Below are 23,110 nucleotides of genomic sequence, written 5' to 3'. Positions count from 1 at the left end.
CACGCCCTGAGACGAACGGAAGGAGGCGAGTGCCGTGCAGTTCACGCCCACCCAGCGCTCCCCCTTTCCTTGTCCCGGCGCGGTTCGTCAGTTCTGACCGGGAGCGCTCCACGCAGTCCGCATCCCGGAGGAATCCATGACCGGTCTGGTCATCCGCACGCTTTCCGAGAGCGACGCCGCTCTCTTCGACACGCTCCCCGACCCCCTCGACGCCCGTGAGGCGCATCGGCTCACCCGGTTCCGGCCCGACTGGAAGCGCGTCGCCCTGCGCGACGGCGAGGTCGTCGCGCGCGGCGCCTGGTGGGGCGGGCCCGACGACGACGAGCCCGTCAACATCAACTGGTTCGACGTGGCCGAGGGCGAGGAGGAGGCCGGGGCCGCGCTCCTGCGCTCCGCGCCCCGGCAGGTCGAGCTGGAGATCAACCTGCCCGGCGGCTGGCGGGAGGACGCCGGGCTGCGCGCCGCCGCGGAGGCGCGCTTCGCCGCCGCGCGATCCGCCGGGTACGCGCTCCTGGTGGAACGCCTCCTGTACCGCTGGACCCCCGGGCGGGGCCTGCCGGAGCGGCCCGGACGCCTGCGCTTCGAGGCCGAACCCGACGACGCCGTCTTCTTCGACGCGTTGCGCCGCATCCACTCCGTCACCCTGGACGCCCACGCGCTCAAGGCCGTGGAGGAGGGCGGTCTCGACCGGGCCGCCCAGGAGGAGCTCGACTTCTTCCACTGGTGCCCCTCGCCGCGGGAGTGGTGGCAGGTCGCGCGCACGCCGGAGGGCGAGTTGGCCGGCATCCACGTCCCGGCCCACAACCCCTCGGGCCCGACCGTCGGCTTCATCGGGGTCGTCCCGGAGCAGCGCGGCCACGGCTACGCCCACGACCTCCTCGCCGAGTGCGTCCACGTCCTCGTCGAGCACGGTGCGGAGTTCATCGGCGCGGCCACGGACCGGGGCAACTTCCCCATGGCCGCGAACTTCGCCAAGGCCGGCTTCCCCGTGACCAGGGAGCGGATCAACTTCCACCCGGCGGGCCGGCCGGCCTAGACGAGCAGGTCCGAAGTGCTGGTCAGTGGTCGTGGGCGATGAGTGACCTGGTCAGCGGTGCGTTGTTGGCTCGGTCGTGCCGGCTGGCGGCGGTCAGGGCCAGGACGCGTTGTCCGGCGCGGGCCGGGACCCCGGCTGGGGTTCCGGCTCCGTGGCGTTCGAGGCCGAGCCGGCCTTCGAGGGTGTCGTCGACGGACTCGATGAGCCGGCGGACCGGTTCGAGGAGGTGCTGACCGAGGGGTACGCGTGGGCGTTCCGCACGGCGACGGGGGCGCTGCTGCTGGGGTGGTGCTGATGCTGCTCCGGCTGCCGCGGGTCGGCCGGGCGGGCGCCGGGCCGCCGGCCGACACGGTCGGCGAGGTCGGCTGACGCGGGCGGCGAGGGTGCGCGCACACCAGGGACTCGGTCCGCGTCGTGTCCGCCTCCAGGTCGTGGACCACGCCCTCGTGCACCGTCTGCGCCCGCAGCGCCGCCATGCCCCGCTCGCGGTCTCCACGTGCGATCTCGGCGCCCGCGGCGACCGCGCTCTCGCAGCGGACGCCCACCCACAGCACATCGACCTCGCCCAGGGCCTTCCGGGCAAGAAACGAATTCCGGCCGGTCGGGTCGAGGATCCCAGGGGCTTGAGCCCTCGGCCCTCGGTCTCGCTACGGTGGCGCCCTGGACGCCCCGCTCCCGCGGGAACCCGACACCCACGGAGGTAATCCGATGACGACAGGCAACGACTTCTGGGAGTACCCGCCGGAGCAGGACATCGCACGGTACGGGGAGTTCAGGCTCACCCTCGTCGAGCCGCCCTTCCCCGCCGGGGCGGAGGTCCTGCCCGCTCACGACCCGGACCGCGCAAGGGAGTTCGCCGCGGCGCTCCTCACCGTGGACGCGGTGGTGGAGGAGGCGGAGCGGATCGAGGCGGTCGAGCGGCCCTCCTTCGCCACGCGCGCGGACCTCGATCTGGTCGGCGTCGGATGCTGGGGAGCGGTGACCGAGATCAACGATCCCGCGCTGGCGCTCAGCGGGGGGAACCACCCTCTCGCCGAGCAGGCGGACGCGCTGGCCGAACGCTTCCCGGGGGCGGTCGTCGTCGGCTCGGCGACGACCGACCACCACATGACCCACGGCACTCACGTGATCCACCATCCGGACGGGACGCGCCTGTTCGGCTCGGGGTGGGGCGGAGAAGGGGACTGGGAAAGCTCCGGCACGCCGCGCGAGGTCGTCGCCGCCTTCGGCATCGGCGCCGACGACCTCGCGCGGGAGGACGTCGACCTCGACGCCGACCCCGGGTCCTTCTACTGGGAGGGCCTGGCGCGGCTCGCCCTGCTGCGCGTCACCCCGCTGCACCGCAAGGGCCGCACGCTGTCGGTGTTCCGGGTCCGGCGCACCGAGAAGACCATCGGCGATCTGGAGGAGACCTGGCTCCGGGGCCTCGACGAGTTCTGACCGTTACGACCGCAAAACCCTCACGAGTCGGCGGGGGCATGCCGACGTAACACCGGGACTCCGCTCCCTCTGTCCCCTAGAGTGCCCAACAGGCGGCATATCCAGACCAGTTGACCTCGGAGCCGCGACGCCGCATGCCGTTCGTGCACACCACGGGGCTCCCAGGGGGAGAAGTCAGTGAGCATTCACATACAAGAATCCGCACGCCGTCGACGGGTGTGGCCGCGCCTCGTGCCGGCCTTCACCGCCGCGGCGGCCATGACCCTGACGGGTCTGCCCGGGCTCGACGAGGCACAGGCCGCGAAGCGGCCCAACGTCAAGACGATGCGGTGCGACGAGAAGTACCTCGGGAAGAAAGAGCCCACCACGCCGCCCAACTCCGGGCCGCCGGCCAACCTGCCGTACGAGGCGTGGCCGAACGACGAGAACTACACGTACGACAACCCCGCCAAGGCGTACGACGGCGTGCTGCCGCCGACCGAGGACCAGAAGGCGGCCGCGGGCACCGACTACCGCAAGTGGGAGAAGGCGTTCAACAAGTCGAAGGATCCGGCCGACAAGGTCATGGAGATCTACGCCCGTTACAACGCGCAGCACAAGACGGGCTACAAGGACTTCCAGCGCTTCCTCGACGTGAAGTACATCGGCAACCACGGCAATCCGCGCCGTGGTGACGCGTTCGAGGCCCGCATGGTCAAGAAGTACAACATGATCGGCCCCGACTGGATCTGCCAGGACGTCATCGAGTACATCGACGAGAACGGCGAGAAGCGCTACCGCGTCGTGGACGCGCACAACACGCGCACCGAGCGCAAGGTCGAGATCAAGTCCAACGGCAAGGTCGAGAGGGACCAGCTGAAGGCGGACAAGCAGATCGCCAAGCAGTACCCCAAGTCGACGTTCCGGTACCTGACCGGCGGCGCGACCGAGAAGTGGACGAAGGACGCCATCAGGCAGTTCGACAACGAGATGAAGAACGACCGCAATACCAACCGCAGCCAGGCCGGGGTCTACGAACGCCGGTCCAACGCCGTCGAGCGCACCCAGAAGCCGAACGTCTACACGAAGTACGACAAGCGCTTCAACCCCGACCCGCTCAAGGGCGGCCGGGGACCGATCATCGACCAGGCCCTGCGGTCCGGGAAGACGGTCCAGGAAGCGCAGCGGCTCCAGAAGATCTACGACCAGAACAACCGCGGCGGCTACTTCAACCGCGGTCCCGGCGGCATCGACTTCTCCACCCTGGAGATCAACTACGTCGGCACCCCGGTCAAGGGCAAGGGCCTCGACTACTCGATGAAGGCCGACTACGTCCAGGACCCGGACGCGAACCCCGGCTACGGCGGTGACGCCAAGCTCCAGCTCGCCTCGGACGCCTTCTTCACCTGGCTCGCCCTGACCCCGGACAAGTTCTGGGTCAACCTCAACCCGGTCCGCCCCGACGTGATCATGGACAAGGAGTTCGCCAAGACCGACGCCGGGCGCATCCTGCTGGAGGCCGACCTCACCCTCAAGCACGACTACGCGGATGCGATGAACCCCGACAAGTACGAGCGCGGGGAGCGCTTCTGGCGCGCGGCGCCCCGCACGCCGGAAGGCATGCCGTGCCTGCCGGTCATCCGGCAGTGGATCACCCCGAAGCCCGCGAAGATCCGTGAGCAGGACGGCGGCATCTACATCCTCGACGCGCCGCTGAAGGTCAACATGGAGGTCCCCACCGGACCCGACGTGCCGGCCGGCGGCTGCGAGCTCACCGAGGCGCAGACCAGGCAGGCCGAGTCGCTGATCCTCACGATGATCCAGCCGGAGCTGGAGCGCCGGGTCAACGACGACGCGTCCTACGCCGACCTGCGCCGCGTCTACTCCTCGCGAGTGGCCGCCGAGTACATCCGCCGCCAGGACGCGGTGGCTCCCACCGACTTCCGCGAGATCATCAACAGCAACGACGTCAAGCGGTGGCCGCTCAGGGACGAGAACAAGGACTGGGACAAGAAGACCGTCTACGACAAGTACGTCCACTCGTTCAAGAACGGTGACTACAAGTTCGAGCGCGTCTACAGCGGCAAGGTGTGGATCCTCTCGATGGGCGGGGTCGACTTCTCCAAGGCGCCGAAGCGGAACATCAGCCGCGCCGAGTTCGACACCCAGCACCGCGGCCTGGACAAGACCACCAAGAGCTCCGTCCAGACGGAGGTGACCCACCGGGGCGGCGAGACGGCCTACCTCGGTGGATCCAGCTCCGAGCAGCCCACCAGCCCGGAGGAGCCGACGCCGACCCCGACCGGCCCGAACGACCCGAAGCCGACGCCGACCGGCCCGGAGGACCCGAAGCCGACCGGCACCCCGTCGGCCCCGGCCCCGGACCCGTCCACGCCCGGCGGTGACCCGACGACTCCGCCCGCGAAGGACCCGGACGGCGACCTCGCCGACACCGGCAGCAGCAGCCCCCTCGGCCTGATCGCCGGCGTGGCCGCGGCCCTCGCGGTCGTGGGCGGCGCGCTGACCTGGTGGATGCGGCGCCGCAGGAGCGCCGGCAGCTAGACGAGTGAGCCCGAAGTGTTCGGGTGCGTGGAGCGAGGGTCTCGTTGGTTCGTTCGTGACGACGAACCCGGAGACCCTCGCGACAGCACCGCACGTGCGGGCCGACGACGCCCTGGCGGGAACGCGGCGATCGGTTCGCCCGCCGCCGGCTGACCGTCGGATTCCCCTGCCGGCCACGCACCGCTGACCGGGTCACTCATCGCCTACGACCACTGACCAGCGCCTCGGACCCACTCGTCCAGGTCCTGTCGTCAGACGTCGCCCCCGCGTCAGGAGTGACGCGAGGGCGACGGCCGTTTCGCAGGGCTCGGCGGTCCTGTCGTAGCGGGGGGCGACCCCGCACCACGCCGTCACCGGCCGGGCGCCGCCCCGGCCTTCAGGAGGCCCCGTGCCCGCCACGACGGAGGGCCCGCCGGGCCCGCGTCCTGCTGCCGTTGAAGAAGTCGTTGAACCGGTCCAGCCCCCAGACGGCCCGGAGGACGAACGGCCGCATAAGCAGCGACATCGACGGCGGGTACTTCGAGGCGTCCGACCAGATGCCGGCGAGGTCCTCCGACATCTCGCCGTCGACGATGTAGTCGGCGATCTGGTGGGCCACGTACGGCACCTGGCAGAGACCGTGGCCGTTGCAGGCCATCAAGTAGAAGACGTCGTCTCCCACCTGCCCGGCGACCGACAGCCAGTCCGGGCTGATGCCGATCCAACCGCCCCAGGCCCGCTCGATGGCCACGTCGGACAGCGAGGGGAACCGGTCGGCCAGGTCCTTCCCCATGTCCCGCACGACACGGGGGTCCGGGACCCGGTCCGGGAGCGGGTAGCTCTGGCCCCGCTGCGGTTGGCGGACCCCGCAGACGATGGTGTTGCGCTCGGTGAGCCGGTAGTGGGTCATCAACTGGTGCTGGGTGATGATGCCGGACCGACTGGTCCAGCCCAGCGCGGCGAGCCGCTCCGGGGCGATGGGTTCCGACTCGATCTCGATGACGTACAGCGGCGTCGCGAGGTTCTTGGGCGTGATGTCCCACTCGCCGCCGTAGACGCTGGTCGCGAGCACCACCTTGTCGGCCCGCACGGTGCCGTGCGGTGTCGTGAGCTCGACGGTGCCGCCCGTCCGCCGGACATCGCTCACCCGCGTCCGCTCGAAGACCCTGGCCGGGGAGGCGAGCAGCGCGCGGCGCACACCACGGGCGAGCTTGCCCGGGTTCAGCATCCCGCCGATGGATTCCCGCATGCCGCCCACGAAGCCGGCGGGAAGGCCGAGTTCCTCCCTGCTGCCGACGGTCCCGTGTCCGCCGAAGGCGCGCAGGATCGCCGCCTGGGTGCGCACCCTGAGCATCATGACGGGTGAGACCGCACCCCACACCAGGCCGTTCGCCACGTAATCGCAGTCGATGTCGTGGGTCTTCATGAGGTCTTCCACGTAGCGGCCCGCGTGCTCCGCCAGTTTGGCCATGACCGGCATCTTCTTCGGGGACTGGAGGCTGAGCATCCGCAGGTCGCCGCCCGGCGCCCCGGCGATCTGACCGCCGTTGCGCGAGGCCGAGCCGTAGCCGCAGAACTCGGCCTCCAGCAGGACCACGTCCTGGCCGCGCTCCGCGAGGCGCAGCGCGGCCGCCATGCCGCCCATGCCGCCGCCGACGACGGCGACGGCACAGGTGAGGTCGCCGTCCAGCGCGGGCCGCACGTCGTCCGGCCGGTCGATCCAGCCGGTGAATTCGCTGTATTTCGTGCCGTCGGTCCTCATGCTGTGCTGATCTCCTTCTGGGTGGGGGGTGTGTTCCGCTCCGCGCTCCGCGTCAAGGCATGCCCGGCAGCACGCCCCCGGCCCCGGTGTCCGTCCGGCGGACCAACCGCGACAGGCGCCCCTTCGGCGAGCGGGAGGTTTCCGGCTTTCGCGTCTCCGTCTCAGTCCCGAGGAGCCGTGGCCCCGAGCGGGGCCGCCCGCCGCTCTCCCTTGGCCGCGACCGAGCGGGCCGGGAGGTCTCCCATCGACAGGAGACGGGGGGCGCCTCGACGACCGCGGTGGAGGCGTTGACCGCCGCCGCGATGGTGCTGAGGAAGGAATCGAAGCCCACCGAGGAACGGAGGCCGACGACCTGCTCCTCTCCGAGGATCCGGTAGTCGCCGCCCGCGGTCACCTCGCCGGCCGGGTCGCGCACGACGACGACGCCGTTCGCGGCGCCGCCGAGGAGCACCCCGAGGTCTTGACCGGCCACGCGGGGGTCCTGGTCCGCCGCTCCGACGATCTCCACGTCCGCGCGTCGCAGCGGGGAAGAAGCGATGGTCCGGCCAGTGGCGCCGAAACCCACGATGACAGCCTTCTTGCTCAACGTCACTCTCCTGGGCGCCCCGGTCGGCACACCCACGACCCGGTGTTCGGCGAAACCGGACTTCGCCCGTGGCGGTTGCCTCGTAGCCCACTGTCGTCGGCCACGACCGCGGAGAGAACGCCACCGAGCACCTGCTTCCCCCGGGGACGGTGCACGGTGCACAGGCCGGGTCGCGCCCTTGCGCTCGTGCGCCGCCGAGCGGGAGCCCTTGCCGCCCAGGACGTGACCGGCCGGGCACGGGGCCGCCCCGGCCGCCTGCCGGCGGGCGCGCACGGCGGTCGGGCCGACCGCCGTGCGCGCCGATCGACGTCGCCCCCGGCGCCGGCTCCCGCCCGGACGGCCCGAGGCGTCCGGACGGCCCGAGGCGCCCGGACGGCCCGAGGCGTCCGGGCGGACGTGCCGCCCACCGCCCGCCCGCGGAGACGGGTACGGAGCGTGGCCCGCGGTCCGTACCGCTCGGGCCCGTCCCGCCGGGCGGCCCCGGTGCGGGACTTCCGGACGATCCCGTTCAGGGCCTCGCGGTCGTCCAGCCGCTTCCGCCCCGCGACGGCTCGGGCGGCGACGGCCAAACGAGCTCCCGCCCGGCATCGGACCGGTGCCCGTGGCCGCGCACCGGCCTCATCCGGTGAGGACGCCCTCCACTCCCCCCGGCCCCAGGGTCCGCACCTCGTACGGCAGCTCCGTCCCCGTGACCGTCGCCGTCGGACCCGGCGCCGTGCGGCCCGCTCCCGCGTCCGGCCCCCCGTGCGTCACCGTGTACACCGCGGCCGGGGCGCCCCGGTGGTCCGGGACCGTGACGGTGGTGGTCGCGCCCGCGGGCGCGCCGGGGGCCACCAGGAGGGTGAGGCCGTCGGGCCAGTCGCCGTCCGGGCGGTCCGAGGGCGCGGCCAGCGGGAGGACGGCGCCGGGACGGACGTACAGGGGGAGGCCGTCGAGGGCGTGGGTCTCCCGGCGCCAGCACGGGCCGGTGACGGTCTCGCCGGTGAGGAGGTGGGTCCAGGCGCCCTCGGGGACGTACACCTCGGTCTCGCCGCCGGGGTCCATGACGGGGGCGACGAGGAGGTCGGGGCCGAGCATGTACTGGCGGTCCAGGGTGCGGCAGGCCGGGTCGGCGGGGAACTCCAGGAGCATGGGGCGCATGACGGGCAGGCCCGTCTCCCGGGCCTCGACGGCCGCCGCGTACAGGTACGGCATGAGGCGGTGCTTGAGGCGGGTGAAGCGGCGGGCCACCTCCACGGCCGTCTCGCCGAACTCCCACGGCACCCGGTAGGAGTCGCTGCCGTGCAGGCGGCTGTGGGAGGACAGCAGGCCGAAGGCGAGCCAGCGGGTGAAGACCTCCGGGTCGGGGGTGCCCTCGAAGCCGCCGATGTCGTGGCTCCAGAAGCCGAAGCCGCTCAGGGAGAGGGAGAGTCCGCCGCGCAGCGACTCGGCCATGGCCTCGAAGGAGGCCCAGCAGTCGCCGCCCCAGTGGACGGGGAACTGCTGGCCGCCGGCGGTCGCCGAGCGGGCGAAGAGGACGGCCTCGCCGGAGCCCCGTTCCTTCTCCAGGAGTTCGAAGACGGTGCGGTTGTAGAGCTGGGTGTAGTAGTTGTGCATCCGCTCGGGGTCGGAGCCGTCGTGCCAGACGACGTCGGTGGGGATCCGCTCGCCGAAGTCGGTCTTGAAGCAGTCGACGCCCTGGGCGAGGAGCGGGCGGAGCTTGTCCTGGAACCAGGTGCGGGCGTCCGGGTGCGTGAAGTCGACGAGGGCCATGCCGGGCTGCCAGAGGTCCCACTGCCAGATGTCGCCGTTCGGCCGGCGGACCAGGAAGCCGCGGTCGGCGGCCTCCTCGAAGAGGGCAGACTTCTGGGCGACGTACGGATTGATCCAGAGGCCGACGCGCAGGCCGCGGGCCTTGAGGCGGGCGAGCATGCCGTCGGGGTCGGGGAAGGTCTCCGGGTCCCAGGCGAAGTCCGACCACTGGTACTCGCGCATCCAGAAGCAGTCGAAGTGGAAGACGGAGAGCGGGATGTCACGGGCGGCCATGCCGTCGACGAAGGAGGTGACGGTCGCCTCGTCGTAGGGGGTGGTGAAGGAGGTGGTGAGCCAGAGGCCGAAGGACCACGGCGGGGGCAGGGCGGGGCGGCCGGTGAGGGCGGTGTAGCGGCGCAGCACGTCCTTGGGGGTGGGTCCCGCGACGACGTAGTACTCCAGGGACTGGTCCTCGACGCTGAACTGGACCTGGCCGACGGCCTCGGAGCCGACCTCGAAGGAGACCCGGCCGGGATGGTTCACGAAGACGCCGTAGCCGCGCGAGGAGAGGTAGAACGGGACGTTCTTGTAGGCCTGTTCGCTGCTGGTGCCGCCGTCGGCCTGCCAGATGTCGACGCTCTGCCCGTTCTTCACGAAGGGGGTGAAGCGCTCGCCGAGGCCGTAGACCTGCTCGCCGACGCCGAGCGCCAGCTGGACGGCCATGTGGTGGGCGCCGTCCGGGGTCGTCACGAAGGCGGTGCCCTTGCGGCCGGCGGCGGTGAGGGGGCGGCCGTCGGCGTCCAGGAAGTCCAGGGTCCAGGGGCGCGCGCGGTCGAGGCGGAGGCGGAGCGGGCCGGAGGCGAGCTCGACGGCCGTGCCGTCCTCGTGGACCGTGCCGGCGGCGGGGTCGGGGGCGGCGAGCGCGAAGCCGGGGCCCCGGCGGGTCTTGCCGGCGTGGTGGGTGATCCGCACGCCGATCACGCCTTCGGCGGGGGCGTGGCACTCCACCGTGAGCAGCGCCGAGTTCAGGGTGTCGCCGCGGGTCTCGACCCGCTTGACGGAGGCGTACGCGGTGAAGCGGCCGGGGGCCACGCGCAGGTCGCGGACTTCGGTGGCGTACGAGGCGTGCACGCCCTCGCGCATCAGCCAGAAGCCGTCGGTGAACTTCATGCGGGTCCTTGGGGTGGTGGGAGGAGCGGGGGCCGGGCCGGGGCTGCGGGGCCGAGCCCGGGGGGCGTACCTGGTCCCCAATAGTTATCCCAGAAAACAAAACCCGGGAACAGCCCCGTGACGATCACCGGAGGCCCGCCGTGGAAGCGCTCCCCCGGCAACGGATAGAAAACGCTTTCTCCAACCCTGCGCGAAGCATTGACGAAACACCGGCGCCCGCTTAGCTTCATGCCCGTTGCACTTCGTACGTCATATATGAGACGCGATACACGAGATGCCGTACACCATGCGCCATACACGAGATCTGAGAGTGTTCCATGGCCTTCGCCCCCAGCCCCATCCCCTCCCGGACCCAGTACGTCCAGGAGGCGATCAAGCACGACATCCTCACCGGGGGGCTCAGACCCGGGCAGGCGCTCGTGGAGGCCGAACTCGCCGCGCGCTTCGGAGTCTCCAAGACCCCGGTGCGCGAGGCGCTGAAGACCCTCGCGGGCAGCGGACTCGTGGTCATGAGCCAGTACAAGGGCGTCACCGTGCGGATGGTGGACGCGGACATGGCCAGGGCCGTCTACGACGTCCGGCTGCTCCTGGAGCCCGAGGCCGTGCGCCGCGCGGTCGCCTCGGGGGCCCCGCTCGACGCCGCCCACGAGGCGCTCGCCCGGGCGGCCGGCGCCGATGACCCGGCCGAACGCTCCCTGGCCAACCGGGCGTTCCACCGCGCCCTCTACCTCCCCTGCGGCAACCCGCTGCTGGGGCGGATGCTCGACGAAGTGCGCGACCAGGCCGCGCTCGTCTCCACCGTGGCCTGGGCCTCCGTCCCCTCCTGGGACCGGGAGGCGGCCGAGCACGAGGAGATCCTGCGGCTCGCCGCCGCGGGCGACGCCGACGGGGCGCGCCGGGCCGTCCACGCCCACATCGCCTCGTTCGTGGAGCGCGCCTTCCCCGCGAACCCCCTGGAGCCCGGCGCGGGTTCCTCCCCTCTGGACAGCGACAGCGAGTGACCATGAATTTCGAGACCCTTCGGGCCGCCCTCGCCGACGTCGTGGCCATCCCGGTCACGCCGTTCGCCGAGGACGGCCGGGTGGACTCCGCCGCGCACCGGGCGCTGCTGCGCCGGCTGCTCGACGGCGGGGTGCGCACCCTCACCCCCAACGGCAACACCGGCGAGTTCTACGCCCTGACCCCCGACGAGCGCCGCTCGATCACCGAGGCCACCGTCGCCGAGGCGGCCGGCCGGGCCGTCGTCCTGGTCGGCGTCGGGCACGACGTGCCGACCGCGGTCGAGGCGGCCCGGCACGCCCGGGACACCGGGGCGCACATGGTGATGGTCCACCAGCCGGTGCACCCCTACGTCTCCGAGAGCGGCTGGGTCGACTACCACCGGGCCATCGCCGAGGCGGTCCCCGAGCTGGGCGTCGTCCCCTACATCCGCAACCCGCTGCTGAGCGGGGCGCGGCTGGCCGAACTGGGCGCCGCCTGCCCGAACGTGGTGGGCGTCAAGTACGCGGTGCCGGACGCCTCGCGCTTCGCCGGCTTCGCCCGGGACGCCGGGCTCGACCGCTTCGTGTGGGTGGCCGGGCTCGCGGAGCCGTACGCCCCCTCGTACTTCTCGGCCGGCGCCACCGGCTTCACCTCCGGTCTCGTCAACGTGGCGCCCGCGCTCTCCCTGGAGATGCTGGAGGCGCTGCGGGCGGGCGACTACGGCACGGCGATGAAGGTGTGGGAGCGGATCCGCCGCTTCGAGGAGCTGCGCGCCGCCAACGGCAACGCGGACAACGTGACCGTGGTGAAGGAGGCGCTGGCCTCCCTCGGGCTGTGCCGCCGGGACATCCGGCCGCCGAGCCGCGAACTCCCCGAGGACGAGCGGGCCGAGGTGGCGGCGATCGCCGGCGGGTGGCCGATATGACGGACGGAGGGCGCAAGCGGCCCCACGAGCTGCGCAGCCACCAGTGGTACGGCACCGACGGGCTGCGGTCGTTCAGCCACCGGGCCCGGACCCGCCAGCTCGGCTACCTGCCGGAGGAGCACCTCGGCAAGCCGGTGATCGCGGTCCTCAACACCTGGTCGGACATCAACCCCTGCCACGTGCACCTGCGCGACCGCGCGCAGGCCGTGAAGCGCGGGGTGTGGCAGGCGGGCGGCTTCCCGCTCGAATTCCCGGTGTCCACGCTGTCGGAGACCTTCCAGAAGCCGACGCCCATGCTCTACCGCAACCTCCTCGCGATGGAGACGGAGGAGCTGCTGCGCTCGTACCCGGTGGACGGGGCGGTGCTGATGGGCGGCTGCGACAAGACGACGCCGGCGCTGCTGATGGGCGCGGCCTCGGTGGACCTGCCGGCGGTCTTCGTGCCGGCCGGTCCGATGCTGCCGGGGCACTGGCGGGGGGAGACCCTCGGCTCCGGCACGGACATGTGGAAGTACTGGGACGAGCGGCGGGCCGGCACCATCGGCGACTGCGAGCTGGCCGAGCTGGAGAGCGGCCTGGCCCGCTCCCCCGGCCACTGCATGACGATGGGCACGGCCTCGACGCTGACCGCCGCGGCGGAGACCCTGGGCGTGACCGTGCCGGGCGCCTCCTCGGTGCCGGCGGTGGACTCGGGGCACGACCGGATGGCCGCCGCCTCGGGGATGCGGATCGTGGAGCTGGTCCGCCAGGACCTCAGGCTCTCGGCGCTGCTGACCCGGGAGGCGTACGAGGACGCGGTGGCCGCCGTCCTGGCGCTGGGCGGCTCGACCAACGCGGTGATCCACCTGATCGCGATGGCCGGCCGGTCGGGCGTGAAGCTGACGCTGGACGACTTCGACCGGATCGCGCGGACGGTGCCGGTGCTGGCGAACCTGCGGCCCGGCGGGGAGCACCTCATGGAGGACTTCCACTTCGCCGGCGGGATGCGCGGCTTCCTGTCGCGGATCGCCGACGTGCTGCACCTGGACCGGCCGACGGTCTCCCACGCCACCCTGCGGGAACAGCTCGACGGGGCGCTCGTCCACGATGACGAGGTGATCCGGGAGCGGCACCGGCCGCTGGCGCCCGAGGGCGGCCTCGCGGTGCTGCGGGGCAACCTGTGCCCGGACGGGGCGGTCATCAAGCACGTCGCGATGGAGCAGCGGTTCCTCAAGCACACGGGTCCGGCCGTCGTCTTCGACGACTACCGGACGATGCAGCGGACCATCGACGACCCGGCGCTCGGCATCACCGCCGACCACGTCCTGGTGCTGCGCGGCGCGGGCCCGAAGGGCGGCCCGGGGATGCCGGAGTACGGGATGCTGCCGATCCCGAAGTACCTCCTGGAGCAGGGGGTGCGGGACATGGTCCGGATCTCGGACGCCCGGATGAGCGGGACGAGCTACGGGGCGTGCGTGCTGCACGTGGCGCCGGAATCCCATGTCGGCGGACCCCTTGCCCTGGTCCGCACGGGCGATACGATCACCCTGGACGTCGCGGCCCGCTCCCTCCACCTGCACGTCGCGGACGAGGAGCTGGAGCGCCGCGGGGCCGCGTGGACCCCGCCGCCGGCCCGGTACGAGCGCGGCTACGGCGCGCTGTACATGGAGCAGATCTCCCAGGCCGACACCGGCTGCGACTTCGAGTTCCTGGCACGGCCGGGGACGACCCCCGAACCGTACGCGGGCTGACCCCCCGCCACCGTCCGCCACCGCCCTCCCTGTTCGACATGCCGAACGCCGTTCGCGAAGCGCTTCACCTCTGATAGAAAGCGCTTTCCGAACCTCTTGCACCGCCCGCCCGAGAACGGAGCCGCCGTCATGGCCACAGCTGTGACCAAACCGCCCCGAGCCACCACGGCACGGGGGCGCCGCCGCACGGGAGCGACCCCCCGCCGGCTGCCGTATCTGCTCATAGCCCCCGCCGGCCTGCTGATGCTGGGCTTCATCGCCTACCCCGTGCTGAGCGTCTTCTACTACAGCCTCCAGCACTACAACCCCACCAAGCCCTGGCGGAACGGCTTCGCCGGCCTGGACAACTTCACGAAGATCTTCACCGACGACCCGCACTTCTGGGGCACCCTCACCTTCAGCCTCAAGTGGGTCGTGGTGGAGGTGACGCTCCAGCTGCTCTTCGGCCTGGCGCTCGCCCTCATCGTCAACCAGACCTTCTTCGGCCGCGCCCTGGGCCGGGCCCTGGTCTTCTCCCCGTGGGCCGTCTCGGGCGTGCTCACCTCCGCGATCTGGGTGCTGCTCTACAACTCCCAGACCGGCATCACCCGCTACCTGGCGGACCTCGGCATCGGCGAGTACGGCACCTCCCTGCTCTCCGACACCGGCACCGTCTTCTGGGCGGCGATCGTCGCCGACCTCTGGCGCGGCGTGCCCTTCTTCGCCATCCTCATCCTCGCCGACCTCCAGTCCATCCCGGGCGACCTGTACGAGGCCGCCGAGGTCGACGGAGCCGGCCGGCTGCGGCAGTTCTTCCACATCACGCTCCCGCACATCCGGGACGCGATCGTGCTCTCCACGCTGCTGCGCGCGGTGTGGGAGTTCAACAACGTCGACCTGCTCTACACCCTGACCGGCGGCGGACCCGCGGGCGTCACCACGACCCTGCCGCTCTACGTCGCCGAGACCAGCGTCGACGCCCACAACTTCGGTTACGCCTCCGCCCTCACCACGGTGGCGTTCGTGATCCTTCTCTTCTGCTCGATCGTCTATCTGCGCCTGAGCAAGTTCGGAGGCGACAGCAAGTGACCGCCGCAGCCACCCGCACCCGCACCGCGCCGTCCGACGGCGCCGCGCCCCCCGCCGTCCCCCCGGAGGGCACCCCGCCCACCGCCTCCCGCAAGCGGCACCGGGCCTGGGACGAGGTCCCCCGCTGGCAGATCTACCTCCCGCTCGGCGTCTACCTCGTCTTCACCCTGGTCCCGTTCTACTGGATCCTCCTCTTCGCCGTCCGCCCGGCCGGATCGACCTCGCTGCTGCCCTGGCCGATGACCACCGAACACTTCGAGAAGGTGTGGACCGAGCGCAGCTTCGGGATCTTCTTCCAGAACAGCCTGCTCATCGGCGTCGCGGTGCTCATCAGCACCACCCTGGTCGCGCTGGCCGGCGGATACGCCCTGGCCCGCTTCGACTTCCGGATCAAGAAGGGCTTCATGCTGGCCCTGCTCTGCTCCCAGTTCGTGCCCGGCGCCCTGCTCCTCGTGCCGCTCTTCCAGATCTTCGCCGAGCTGAAGATGATCAACTCGATCGGCAGCGTCATCCTCGCCGAGACGGTCTTCCAGCTCCCGCTGTCGATGATCCTCATCAGCGGCTTCATCAGGAACGTGCCCCCCTCGCTGGAGGAGGCCGCCTGGGTCGACGGCTGCAACCGCTTCCGCGCCTTCCTGATCGTCGTGCTGCCGCTGCTGCGGCCCGGTCTCGTCGCGGTCGGCTCCTTCGCCTTCGTGCACGCCTGGAACCACTTCCTCTTCGCCCTGATGTTCCTCAGCAGCCAGAGCAAGCAGACCATCCCGGTCGGCCTCAACACCCTCATGGGCGCCGACAGCGTCGACCTCGGCGCGCTCGCCGCGGGCGGCGTCATCGCCGCCGTCCCCGTCGTGATCGTCTTCGCCTTCATCCAGAAGTGGCTCGTCACCGGCTTCAGCGCCGGGGCGGTGAAGGGATGAGCCCCATGCCCGCGACAGAACCCCTGCCCGTCGTCCTCGCCGGTGCCCGCGGCCACGGCCGCAGCCACCTCCTCAACATCCACCGCCTGGAGCGGCTCGGCCTGGTCCGCCTGGCCGGCGTCTGCGAGCTGCGCCCGCTCGACGCCGCCGAACTCGACGGACTCGGCGACCCCGTCCAGTCCGACGACTTCGAGGCGCTGCTCGCCGCCACCGGCGCGAAGCTCGCGGTCCTCAGCACCCCGATCCAGACCCACACCGACATGACGCTGGCCGCCGCCCGGCACGGCGCCGACATCCTCCTGGAGAAGCCCCCGGCCCCGTCCTACGCGGAGTTCCGCCGGATGGCCGACGGGGTCGCGGCGGCCGGCGCCGCCTGCCAGATCGGCTTCCAGTCGCTCGGCTCGCACGCCGTCCCCGCCGTCCGCGAGCTCATCGCCGACGGTGCCGTCGGCGAGGTCCGCGGCGTCGGCGCGGCCGGCGCCTGGGTCCGCGACGAGGCCTACTTCCGGCGCGCTCCCTGGGCCGGCCGGCGCCGCCTCGACGGCCTCGACGTCGTCGACGGGGCGCTGACCAACCCGCTCGCCCACGCCGTCGCCACCGCCCTCGCGCTCGCCGGGACCACCCGCGCCGAGGACGTGGCCGGCATCGAGACCGAGCTGTTCCACGCCCACGCCATCGAGTCCGACGACACCTCCGCCGTCCGCGTCACCACCACCGCCGGCTTCCCGGTCACCGTGGCCGCGACGCTCTGCGCGGAGGAGACCCGCGAGCCGTACGTGGTCGTGCACGGCACCCGGGGCCGGATCACCTTCTGGTACCGCGAGGACCGGATCCTGCTCCAGCGGGCCGGGCACGGCCCGGAGGAGATCGTGTACGGCCGCACCGACCTCCTGGAGAACCTGCTCGCGCACGTCACCGACGGCACCCCGCTGTGCGTGCCGCCGGACGCGACCGGCGCCTTCATGCGGGTCGTCGAGGCGGTCCGCACCGCCCCCGACCCGCTGGCGCTGCCCGCCGCCCACTGGCGCGCCGAACCCGGCGAGAACGCCCCGCGACGGGTCGTGGCGGACGTGGAGAAGCTGGTGGACGCGAGCGCCGAGCAGCTGCGGCTCTACTCCGAGCTGGGCGCCCCGTGGGCGTCGCGGGCCCCGGCGGAGGTCCGATGAGCACCGACACCGCCACCACCGTGCTGCGCGCCGGGGGCCGCGCGGTCGCCCACTGCGTGACCCGCCCCGGGCTCGCCGCCGACCACTCCCCGCGCCCCTACCTCCACCCGGTGACGACGCTCGCCGGGCGGACCGTCACCGAGGTGCTGCCCGAGGACCACGTCCACCACCTGGGCGTCTCCATCGCCGTCCCGGACGTCGGGGGGCACAACTTCTGGGGCGGCCGGACCTTCGTCCGGGGCCGCGGCTCGGTCGAGCTCGACAACCACGGCGTCCAGCGCCACGACGGCTTCAAGCTGTGCGACCCGGACGGCTTCGTCGAGGAGCTGACCTGGAGCGCGGGCGGCGAGCGGCTGCTCGCCGAGCACCGCACGGTCGCCGCGGTCGCCCTCACCGACACGGCGTGGGCCCTCGACCTGACCTTCTCCGTCGCCAACGTCTCCGGCCGGGACCTGTCGATCGGCAGCCCGGCCACCAACGGACGCCCGGGCGCGGCGTACGGCGGCTTCTTCTGGCGCGCGCCCAAGGAGGCGTCCGCGCCCGGGGTGTTCGGCCCCGACGCGGACGGCGAGGAGGCCGTGCACGGCGCCCGCGCCGACTGGGTGGCGATGTGCGGCGACGGCTGGACGCTGGTCTTCGCCGGGGCGACCGCGACGACCCGGCGTGACCCGTGGTTCGTGCGGGCCGCCGAGTACCCGGGCGTCGGCTCCTCCCTCGCGTACGGGGAGCGGCTCGCGGTCCCGGCCGGCGGGACCTTCGTCCGGCGCGTGGTCACGGTCGTCGCCGACGGACGGCTGGACCGGGACGGGGCCGCGGCCCTGGTGCGCAAGGCGGTGGCGTCGTGACCGGGCCGTACGTGCCCGAGGTCACCGGGGACCTGGGGGACGGCACCTACCGCAACCCGGTCCTGGCGGCGGACTGGTCGGACCCGGACGTGGTCCGGGTGGGCGAGGACTTCCACCTCACCGCCTCCAGCTTCGGCCGCGCCCCCGGCCTGCCGCTGCTGCGCTCCCGCGACCTGGTCAACTGGACGCTCACCGGGCACGCGCTGGAGCGGCTCGCACCCGAGGAGGCGTTCACCGGCCCCCGCCACGACCGCGGGGTGTGGGCGCCGTCCTTCCGCCACCACGACGGCCGGTTCTGGATCTTCTGGGGCGACCCCGACCACGGGATCTTCCAGATCAGCTCCCCGGCGGCCGAAGGGCCCTGGAGCCGGCCCCACCTGGTGAAGGAGGGCCGGGGCCTGATCGACGCCTGCCCGCTGTGGGACGAGGAGACCGGCGAGGCCTACCTGGTGCACGGCTGGGCCAAGTCCCGGGCCGGGTTCAACAACCGGCTGACCGGACACCGGATGAGCCCGGACGGCACCAAGGTCCTCGACGAGGGCCGGACGCTGATCGACGCCGACCTGATCCCCGGCTGGTTCACCCTGGAAGGACCCAAGCTGTACCGGCACGACGGCCGGTTCTGGATCCTCGCCCCGGCCGGCGGGGTCGCCACCGGCTGGCAGGGCGCCTTCCGCGCCGACTCCTTCTTCGGCCCGTACGAGGAGCGGATCGTCCTCTCCCAGGGCGACACCGACGTCAACGGCCCCCACCAGGGCGGCTGGGTGCGCACCGGCGCGGGCGAGGACTGGTTCCTGCACTTCCAGCAGAGCGGCGCGCACGGCCGGCTCGTCCACCTCCAGCCGATGCGCTGGGACGAGGACGGCTGGCCGGTGATGGGCGACGACGGCTCGCCCGTACGCGTCCACCGCAAGCCCGCCCTGCCGTCGGGGCCGCCGGCCCGGCCGGCCGTGGACGACGCCTTCCCGGGCGGCGCCTTCGGACCGCAGTGGTCGTGGACCGCCAACCCCGGTGCGGACTGGACGGGTCCGCACGAGGGGCCGGGACTGCGGCTCGCCTGCGTCCGCGACGGGCGGGCGGACGACCTGCGGTCGGTGCCGCACGTGCTGACGCAGCGGCTGCCGGCCGGGGCCCGGAGCGTGGAGGTCCGGCTGCGGCTGGAGTCCGACGCCCCCGGGGCCCGCGCCGGACTGGTCGTGCTCGGCGACGCGTACGCCTGGATCGGGCTGGAACGGGACGCCGGCGGACGGGTGCTGCTCGCCCACCGCTTCGCTCCGGGCAACGCCGACCGGGAGCGGGACGCGGCCCGGGCCGTACCGCTCGCCACCGACGCCGCGCTGCTGCGGATCGAGGTCACCGCCGACGCCCGCTGCCGCTTCTCCTACGACGCCGGCGAGGGACCCGTCCGGCTCGGCCCCGAGTTCGCGGCCGCCCCCTGGCGGTGGGTGGGCGCCCTGCTCGGCCTGTTCGCCGCCGCGCCCGAGGGCGAAGGGCACGCCGGGACGGGCGTGTTCACCGACTTCCGCACCCTCGCCACCGCCGCCACCGCCACCCCCGCCCGCTGAAACGCGGCAGGGCCCCGCACTCCCCCACACCGCACCCCCCTCCCCCGCACCACCCGAGTACCTCCGAGCACCACCCCGAGAGAAGAGAGCCGACGATGACCATCTTCCCCGGACGGCGCAGAGCCGCCCTCGCCCTCGCCCTCTCCGGCGTCCTCGCGCTGACCGCCACCGCCTGCGGTGACGACGGCAGCGGCGGCGCCGGCGGCGAAGGGACCGAAGGATCGGGCAAGGGCAAGATCACCTTCTGGGACAACAACGGCGGTGTCCGCACCGACGTCTGGAAGGAGATCATCGCCGACTTCGAGAAGGCCAACCCGGACATCGACGTCGAGTACGTCGGCGTCGCCTCGAAGGAGGTCCAGTCCAAGTACGACACCGCCATCCAGGGCGGCGCGCTGCCGGACGTCGGCGGCGTCGGCGCGGCGATGCTCGCCGGGATCGCCGCCCAGGGCGCCCTGGAGCCGCTGGACGAGCGGATCGAGAAGAGCTCCCTGTTCGGCAAGCTGAACAAGGGCATGGTCGAGTCCGTCAAGGCGGCCGGCGGCCAGGACAAGCTCTTCACCGTGCCGACCTCCGCCAGCAACGGCGTCCTCTACTACCGCACCGACCTCTTCAAGGCGGCGGGCCTCCAGGAGCCGTCCACCTGGTCGGCGTTCTACGCGGCGGCCGACAAGCTCACCGCGAGGGACAAGAACCGCTTCGGCTACACCATCCGCGGCGGCGCCGGCTCCATCGCCCAGGCCCTGGACGCCATGTACGGCCAGAGCGGGATCCAGAGCTTCTGGGACGGCGACAAGACCACGGTCAACGACCCGAAGAACGTGGCCGCGCTGGAGAAGTACGTCGGCCTGTTCAAGAAGAACACCCCGGCCGCCGACGTCAACAACGACTTCACCAAGATGGTCGCCCAGTGGGACAGCGGCGAGATCGGCATGCTGAACCACAACCTCGGCTCCTACCAGGACCACGTGAAGGCCCTGGGCACCGAGAAGTTCCGCGGCATACCGAACCCGACGCTCGACGACGGCACCCGGGTCATGGTGTCCAACCCGGTCGACGGCCTCGGCCTGTTCTCCTCCAGCAAGAACAAGGCCGCCGCCTGGAAGTTCATCGAGTTCGCGGCCGGCCACGAGTCCAACTCCAAGTGGAACAAGTCCGCCGGCGCCATCCCCGCCCACACCGAGGCGGCGCAGGACCCGTGGCTCCAGGAGGCCGAGCCGACCAAGCTCGCCGCCGAGGTCCTCTTCAGCGGCAAGGCGACCATCGTCCAGCTGCCGTACTACCTGCCGGACTGGAACACCATCTCCAAGGCCGACAACGAGGCCAACTTCCAGAAGGTGCTGCTCGGTTCGATGTCGGCGAAGGACTTCGCCGACACCCTCGCCAAGCAGCTGAACGAGGCCCAGGCCGAGTGGAAGTCGCAGAAGAAGTGACGGTCGGCCGCCGTGAGGCGGTCGCGGCCGGGGCGGGCCTGGTGCTCGCCCTGGCCGCCCGGCCGGCCGCCGCCCGTACCGAGGAGTCCGCCGCCGGGGGCGCGGCCCCCCGCCCCCGCACCCTCTTCGTCGCCGGAGACTCCACCGCCGCGCAGAAGTACGCCGACGCGGCCCCCGAGACCGGCTGGGGCATGGCCCTGCCGTTCTTCCTCCACCGCGAGTTGAGCGTCGCCAACCACGCGGTCAACGGCCGCTCCACCAAGAGCTTCCTCGACGAGGGCCGCCTCGAACCGATCGCGGCCGCCCTGCGCCCCGGCGACGTGCTGCTCGTCCAGTTCGGGCACAACGACTCCAAGAGCACCGACCCCGCCCGGTACGCCGCCCCCTGGGGCGCCTACCAGGACAACCTGCGGGTCTTCGTGGAGACCGCCCGCGCCCGGGGCGCCCACCCGGTGATCGCCACCTCCGTGGAGCGGCGCCGCTTCGACGCCGCCGGGAACGCCCAGCGCTCGCTCGGCGACCACCCGGCCGCCGCCCGCGCGGTGGCCGCCGCCTCCGGGGTGCCCCTCCTCGACGTCGAGGCCCTGTCGCTGGAGCTGTGGCAGCGGCTCGGCCCCGAGGCGACCAAGACGTACTTCAACTGGACCGCCACCGAGCAGGACAACACCCACTTCAACCCGCCCGGCGCCATCGAGGTGGCCCGGCTCGTCGCCCGCGAACTGCTCCGCACCCGGGTCCTCGCCCCCCGCGAGACCCGCCGGCTGGACGACACCGTCCCCACCCGCTGGATCACCTGGCCCCCCGCAGTCCCTTCCGCCTCCTGAGGAGAACCGCGCGTGAACAGAAGCACGAAGCTCGGAGCGGTGGCCGCCGCCGCCCTCGTCCTCACCGTCACCGCGCCCGCCGCCGGCGCCCACTCCGGCCACCCGACCGGTCCCGGCACGGCCCGTGCCGTCCTCCCCGCCGGCGACGGCTGGGCCTCCGAGGGCACCGGCACCACCGGCGGCGCCGCCGCCGACGCCTCCCGCGTCTTCACCGTCACCACCTGGGCCGAACTGCGGGCCGCCCTCGCCGTCCCCGGCACCGAGCCGCGGATCGTGAAGGTCGTCGGCACCCTGGACGCCGTCGAGGCCGGCTGCGCCGCCTTCGAGGCCCCCGGCTACGACTTCGACCGGTACCTCGCCGACTACGACCCCGCCGTCTGGGGGTACGAGAACGAGGTCACCGGCCCGCAGGAGGAGCTGCGCGCCGCCTCGGCCACCGCCCAGGGCCAGGCCATCAAGGTGAAGGTGCCCGCCAACACCACCCTCGTCGGCGTCGGCCGGAACGCCACGATCCTCGGCGGCAGCCTCCAGGTCACCGGCGTCGACAACGTGGTGGTCCGCAACCTGAAGCTGGAGAGCCCGCTCGACTGCTTCCCGCAGTGGGACCCGACGGACGGCGCCACCGGCGCCTGGAACTCGGAGTACGACAGCCTGGTCGTGTACGGCTCCACCCACGTGTGGATCGACCACAACACCTTCACCGACGGCCGCTACCCGGACAGTTCGCTGCCCGAGTACTACGGCGAGGTGTACCAGCAGCACGACGGCGAGCTGGACGTGGTGCGCGGCGCGGACCTCGTCACCGTCTCGTGGAACGTCTTCACCGACCACGACAAGACGCTGATGATCGGCAACAGCGACAGCGCGGGCGCCACCGACCGCGGCAAGCTCCGCGTCACCCTCCACCACAACCTCTTCGACGGCGTGGTGGAGCGGGCCCCCCGGGTGCGCTTCGGCCAGGTCGACGCGTACAACAACCACTTCAAGGTGCCGGACACGAACTACGTGTACAGCCTGGGCATCGGCCAGGAGTCGCAGCTGTACGCGGAGAAGAACGCGTTCACGCTCGGTTCCGGGGTGCCCGCCGGGCAGATCCTGAAGAAGTGGAAGGACGCGCCCGTCACCACCACCGGCAACTACGTCAACGGGCGCCCGGTCGACCTGCTGGCCGTCCACAACGAGCAGTTCCCGGCGGAGACGCTGCGCGGCGACGCGGGCTGGACGCCCGCGCTGCGCACCCGGGTGGACCACCCGCTGGCCGTGCCCTTCCTCGTCGGCCACCACGCAGGCGCCGGCCGGCTGCGCTGACCGGCCCCCCGGCTCCGGGCCGGGGCGGAGCGCGGCACACCCGTCCCGTCGCGCCCGCCCCGGCCCGGTCTCCTTCCCCCGGCCTCCCCGCCTTCCCTCGCCT

General features: G+C 72.5%; 18 protein-coding genes and 1 pseudogene. 15 read left to right on the top strand and 4 right to left on the bottom strand.

Annotated features, from left to right (window positions below; translation table 11 throughout):
* Positions 1-136: 136 nt before the first annotated feature.
* Both ACF1ED_RS02410 and ACF1ED_RS02405 read left to right on the top strand, forming a co-directional pair.
* Positions 137-1,036: a GNAT family N-acetyltransferase gene (locus ACF1ED_RS02410; RefSeq protein ID WP_391756510.1), complete on the top strand. Its 900-nt coding sequence runs from the start codon at positions 137-139 to the stop codon at positions 1,034-1,036.
* Positions 1,037-1,187: 151 nt separating this feature from the next.
* Positions 1,188-1,331, top strand: coding sequence for a hypothetical protein (locus tag ACF1ED_RS02405; RefSeq protein ID WP_391756509.1), 144 nt, complete (start codon positions 1,188-1,190; stop codon positions 1,329-1,331).
* A gap of 69 nt (positions 1,332-1,400) precedes the next feature.
* Here ACF1ED_RS02405 and ACF1ED_RS02400 read toward each other — a convergent pair.
* A pseudogene (locus tag ACF1ED_RS02400) lies at positions 1,401-1,614 on the bottom strand (chloramphenicol phosphotransferase); the annotation flags it as partial.
* Positions 1,615-1,744: 130 nt separating this feature from the next.
* Here ACF1ED_RS02400 and ACF1ED_RS02395 point away from each other — a divergent pair.
* The gene (locus ACF1ED_RS02395) at positions 1,745-2,476 is read left to right on the top strand and encodes a DUF6333 family protein (protein ID WP_391756508.1); all 732 of its coding nucleotides are present in this window, start codon (positions 1,745-1,747) and stop codon (positions 2,474-2,476) included.
* A 177-nt stretch (positions 2,477-2,653) separates the two neighbouring features.
* Positions 2,654-5,017: an LAETG motif-containing sortase-dependent surface protein gene (locus ACF1ED_RS02390; protein WP_391756507.1), complete on the top strand. Its 2,364-nt coding sequence runs from the start codon at positions 2,654-2,656 to the stop codon at positions 5,015-5,017.
* 376 nt (positions 5,018-5,393) lie between these two features.
* Here the strand turns inward: ACF1ED_RS02390 and ACF1ED_RS02385 are convergent, their stop codons facing one another.
* The 3 genes from ACF1ED_RS02385 to yicI all read right to left on the bottom strand — a co-directional run bounded on the left by ACF1ED_RS02385 (position 5,394) and on the right by yicI (position 10,245).
* Positions 5,394-6,758, bottom strand: a complete 1,365-nt coding sequence (locus ACF1ED_RS02385) for an NAD(P)/FAD-dependent oxidoreductase (RefSeq protein WP_391756506.1) — start codon at positions 6,756-6,758, stop codon at positions 5,394-5,396.
* A 52-nt stretch (positions 6,759-6,810) separates the two neighbouring features.
* Positions 6,811-7,344 (bottom strand): hypothetical protein, encoded by a 534-nt coding sequence (locus tag ACF1ED_RS02380; protein WP_391756505.1) that lies wholly within the window; start codon positions 7,342-7,344, stop codon positions 6,811-6,813.
* A gap of 618 nt (positions 7,345-7,962) precedes the next feature.
* Positions 7,963-10,245, bottom strand: a complete 2,283-nt coding sequence (yicI, locus tag ACF1ED_RS02375) for an alpha-xylosidase (RefSeq protein ID WP_391756504.1) — start codon at positions 10,243-10,245, stop codon at positions 7,963-7,965.
* 317 nt (positions 10,246-10,562) lie between these two features.
* On the opposite strand from yicI, the gene ACF1ED_RS02370 reads away from it, so the two are divergent.
* The 11 genes from ACF1ED_RS02370 (at position 10,563) to ACF1ED_RS02320 (ending at position 23,007) form a co-directional block, all read left to right on the top strand.
* A complete protein-coding gene (locus ACF1ED_RS02370; RefSeq protein WP_391756503.1) occupies positions 10,563-11,246 on the top strand; it encodes a GntR family transcriptional regulator in 684 nt (227 codons plus the stop codon).
* Between the two features lie 2 nt (positions 11,247-11,248).
* Positions 11,249-12,151, top strand: a complete 903-nt coding sequence (locus ACF1ED_RS02365) for a dihydrodipicolinate synthase family protein (protein WP_391756502.1) — start codon at positions 11,249-11,251, stop codon at positions 12,149-12,151.
* A complete protein-coding gene (gene araD, locus ACF1ED_RS02360) occupies positions 12,148-13,881 on the top strand; it encodes an L-arabinonate dehydratase (RefSeq protein WP_391756501.1) in 1,734 nt (577 codons plus the stop codon). The genes ACF1ED_RS02365 and araD overlap by 4 nt, the downstream gene beginning before the upstream one ends.
* Positions 13,882-14,010: 129 nt before the next feature.
* The gene (locus ACF1ED_RS02355; RefSeq protein WP_386485240.1) at positions 14,011-14,949 is read left to right on the top strand and encodes a carbohydrate ABC transporter permease; all 939 of its coding nucleotides are present in this window, start codon (positions 14,011-14,013) and stop codon (positions 14,947-14,949) included.
* On the top strand, positions 14,946-15,866 hold the full coding sequence (locus tag ACF1ED_RS02350; RefSeq protein ID WP_391756500.1) for a carbohydrate ABC transporter permease: 921 nt from the start codon (positions 14,946-14,948) through the stop codon (positions 15,864-15,866). The genes ACF1ED_RS02355 and ACF1ED_RS02350 overlap by 4 nt, the downstream gene beginning before the upstream one ends.
* Positions 15,863-17,032 carry a Gfo/Idh/MocA family protein gene (locus ACF1ED_RS02345; protein WP_391756499.1) on the top strand — a complete coding sequence of 390 codons (1,170 nt, stop codon included), beginning with the start codon at positions 15,863-15,865 and terminating at the stop codon, positions 17,030-17,032. The genes ACF1ED_RS02350 and ACF1ED_RS02345 overlap by 4 nt, the downstream gene beginning before the upstream one ends.
* Positions 17,029-17,877, top strand: coding sequence for a PmoA family protein (locus ACF1ED_RS02340; RefSeq protein WP_391756498.1), 849 nt, complete (start codon positions 17,029-17,031; stop codon positions 17,875-17,877). The genes ACF1ED_RS02345 and ACF1ED_RS02340 overlap by 4 nt, the downstream gene beginning before the upstream one ends.
* On the top strand, positions 17,874-19,442 hold the full coding sequence (locus ACF1ED_RS02335; RefSeq protein ID WP_391756497.1) for a family 43 glycosylhydrolase: 1,569 nt from the start codon (positions 17,874-17,876) through the stop codon (positions 19,440-19,442). The genes ACF1ED_RS02340 and ACF1ED_RS02335 overlap by 4 nt, the downstream gene beginning before the upstream one ends.
* 95 nt (positions 19,443-19,537) lie before the next feature.
* Positions 19,538-20,875, top strand: coding sequence for an ABC transporter substrate-binding protein (locus ACF1ED_RS02330; protein ID WP_391756496.1), 1,338 nt, complete (start codon positions 19,538-19,540; stop codon positions 20,873-20,875).
* Positions 20,872-21,699 carry a rhamnogalacturonan acetylesterase gene (locus ACF1ED_RS02325; RefSeq protein ID WP_391756799.1) on the top strand — a complete coding sequence of 276 codons (828 nt, stop codon included), beginning with the start codon at positions 20,872-20,874 and terminating at the stop codon, positions 21,697-21,699. The genes ACF1ED_RS02330 and ACF1ED_RS02325 overlap by 4 nt, the downstream gene beginning before the upstream one ends.
* Before the next feature lie 12 nt (positions 21,700-21,711).
* Positions 21,712-23,007: a polysaccharide lyase family 1 protein gene (locus ACF1ED_RS02320; RefSeq protein WP_391756495.1), complete on the top strand. Its 1,296-nt coding sequence runs from the start codon at positions 21,712-21,714 to the stop codon at positions 23,005-23,007.
* Positions 23,008-23,110: the final 103 nt, after the last annotated feature.

The organism is Streptomyces sp. NPDC014656 (assembly GCF_043084305.1).
Classification (GTDB): domain Bacteria; phylum Actinomycetota; class Actinomycetes; order Streptomycetales; family Streptomycetaceae; genus Streptomyces.
The sequence above is the reverse complement of the archived record's forward strand: the minus strand, read 5'-3'. Positions and strand labels throughout refer to the sequence as shown.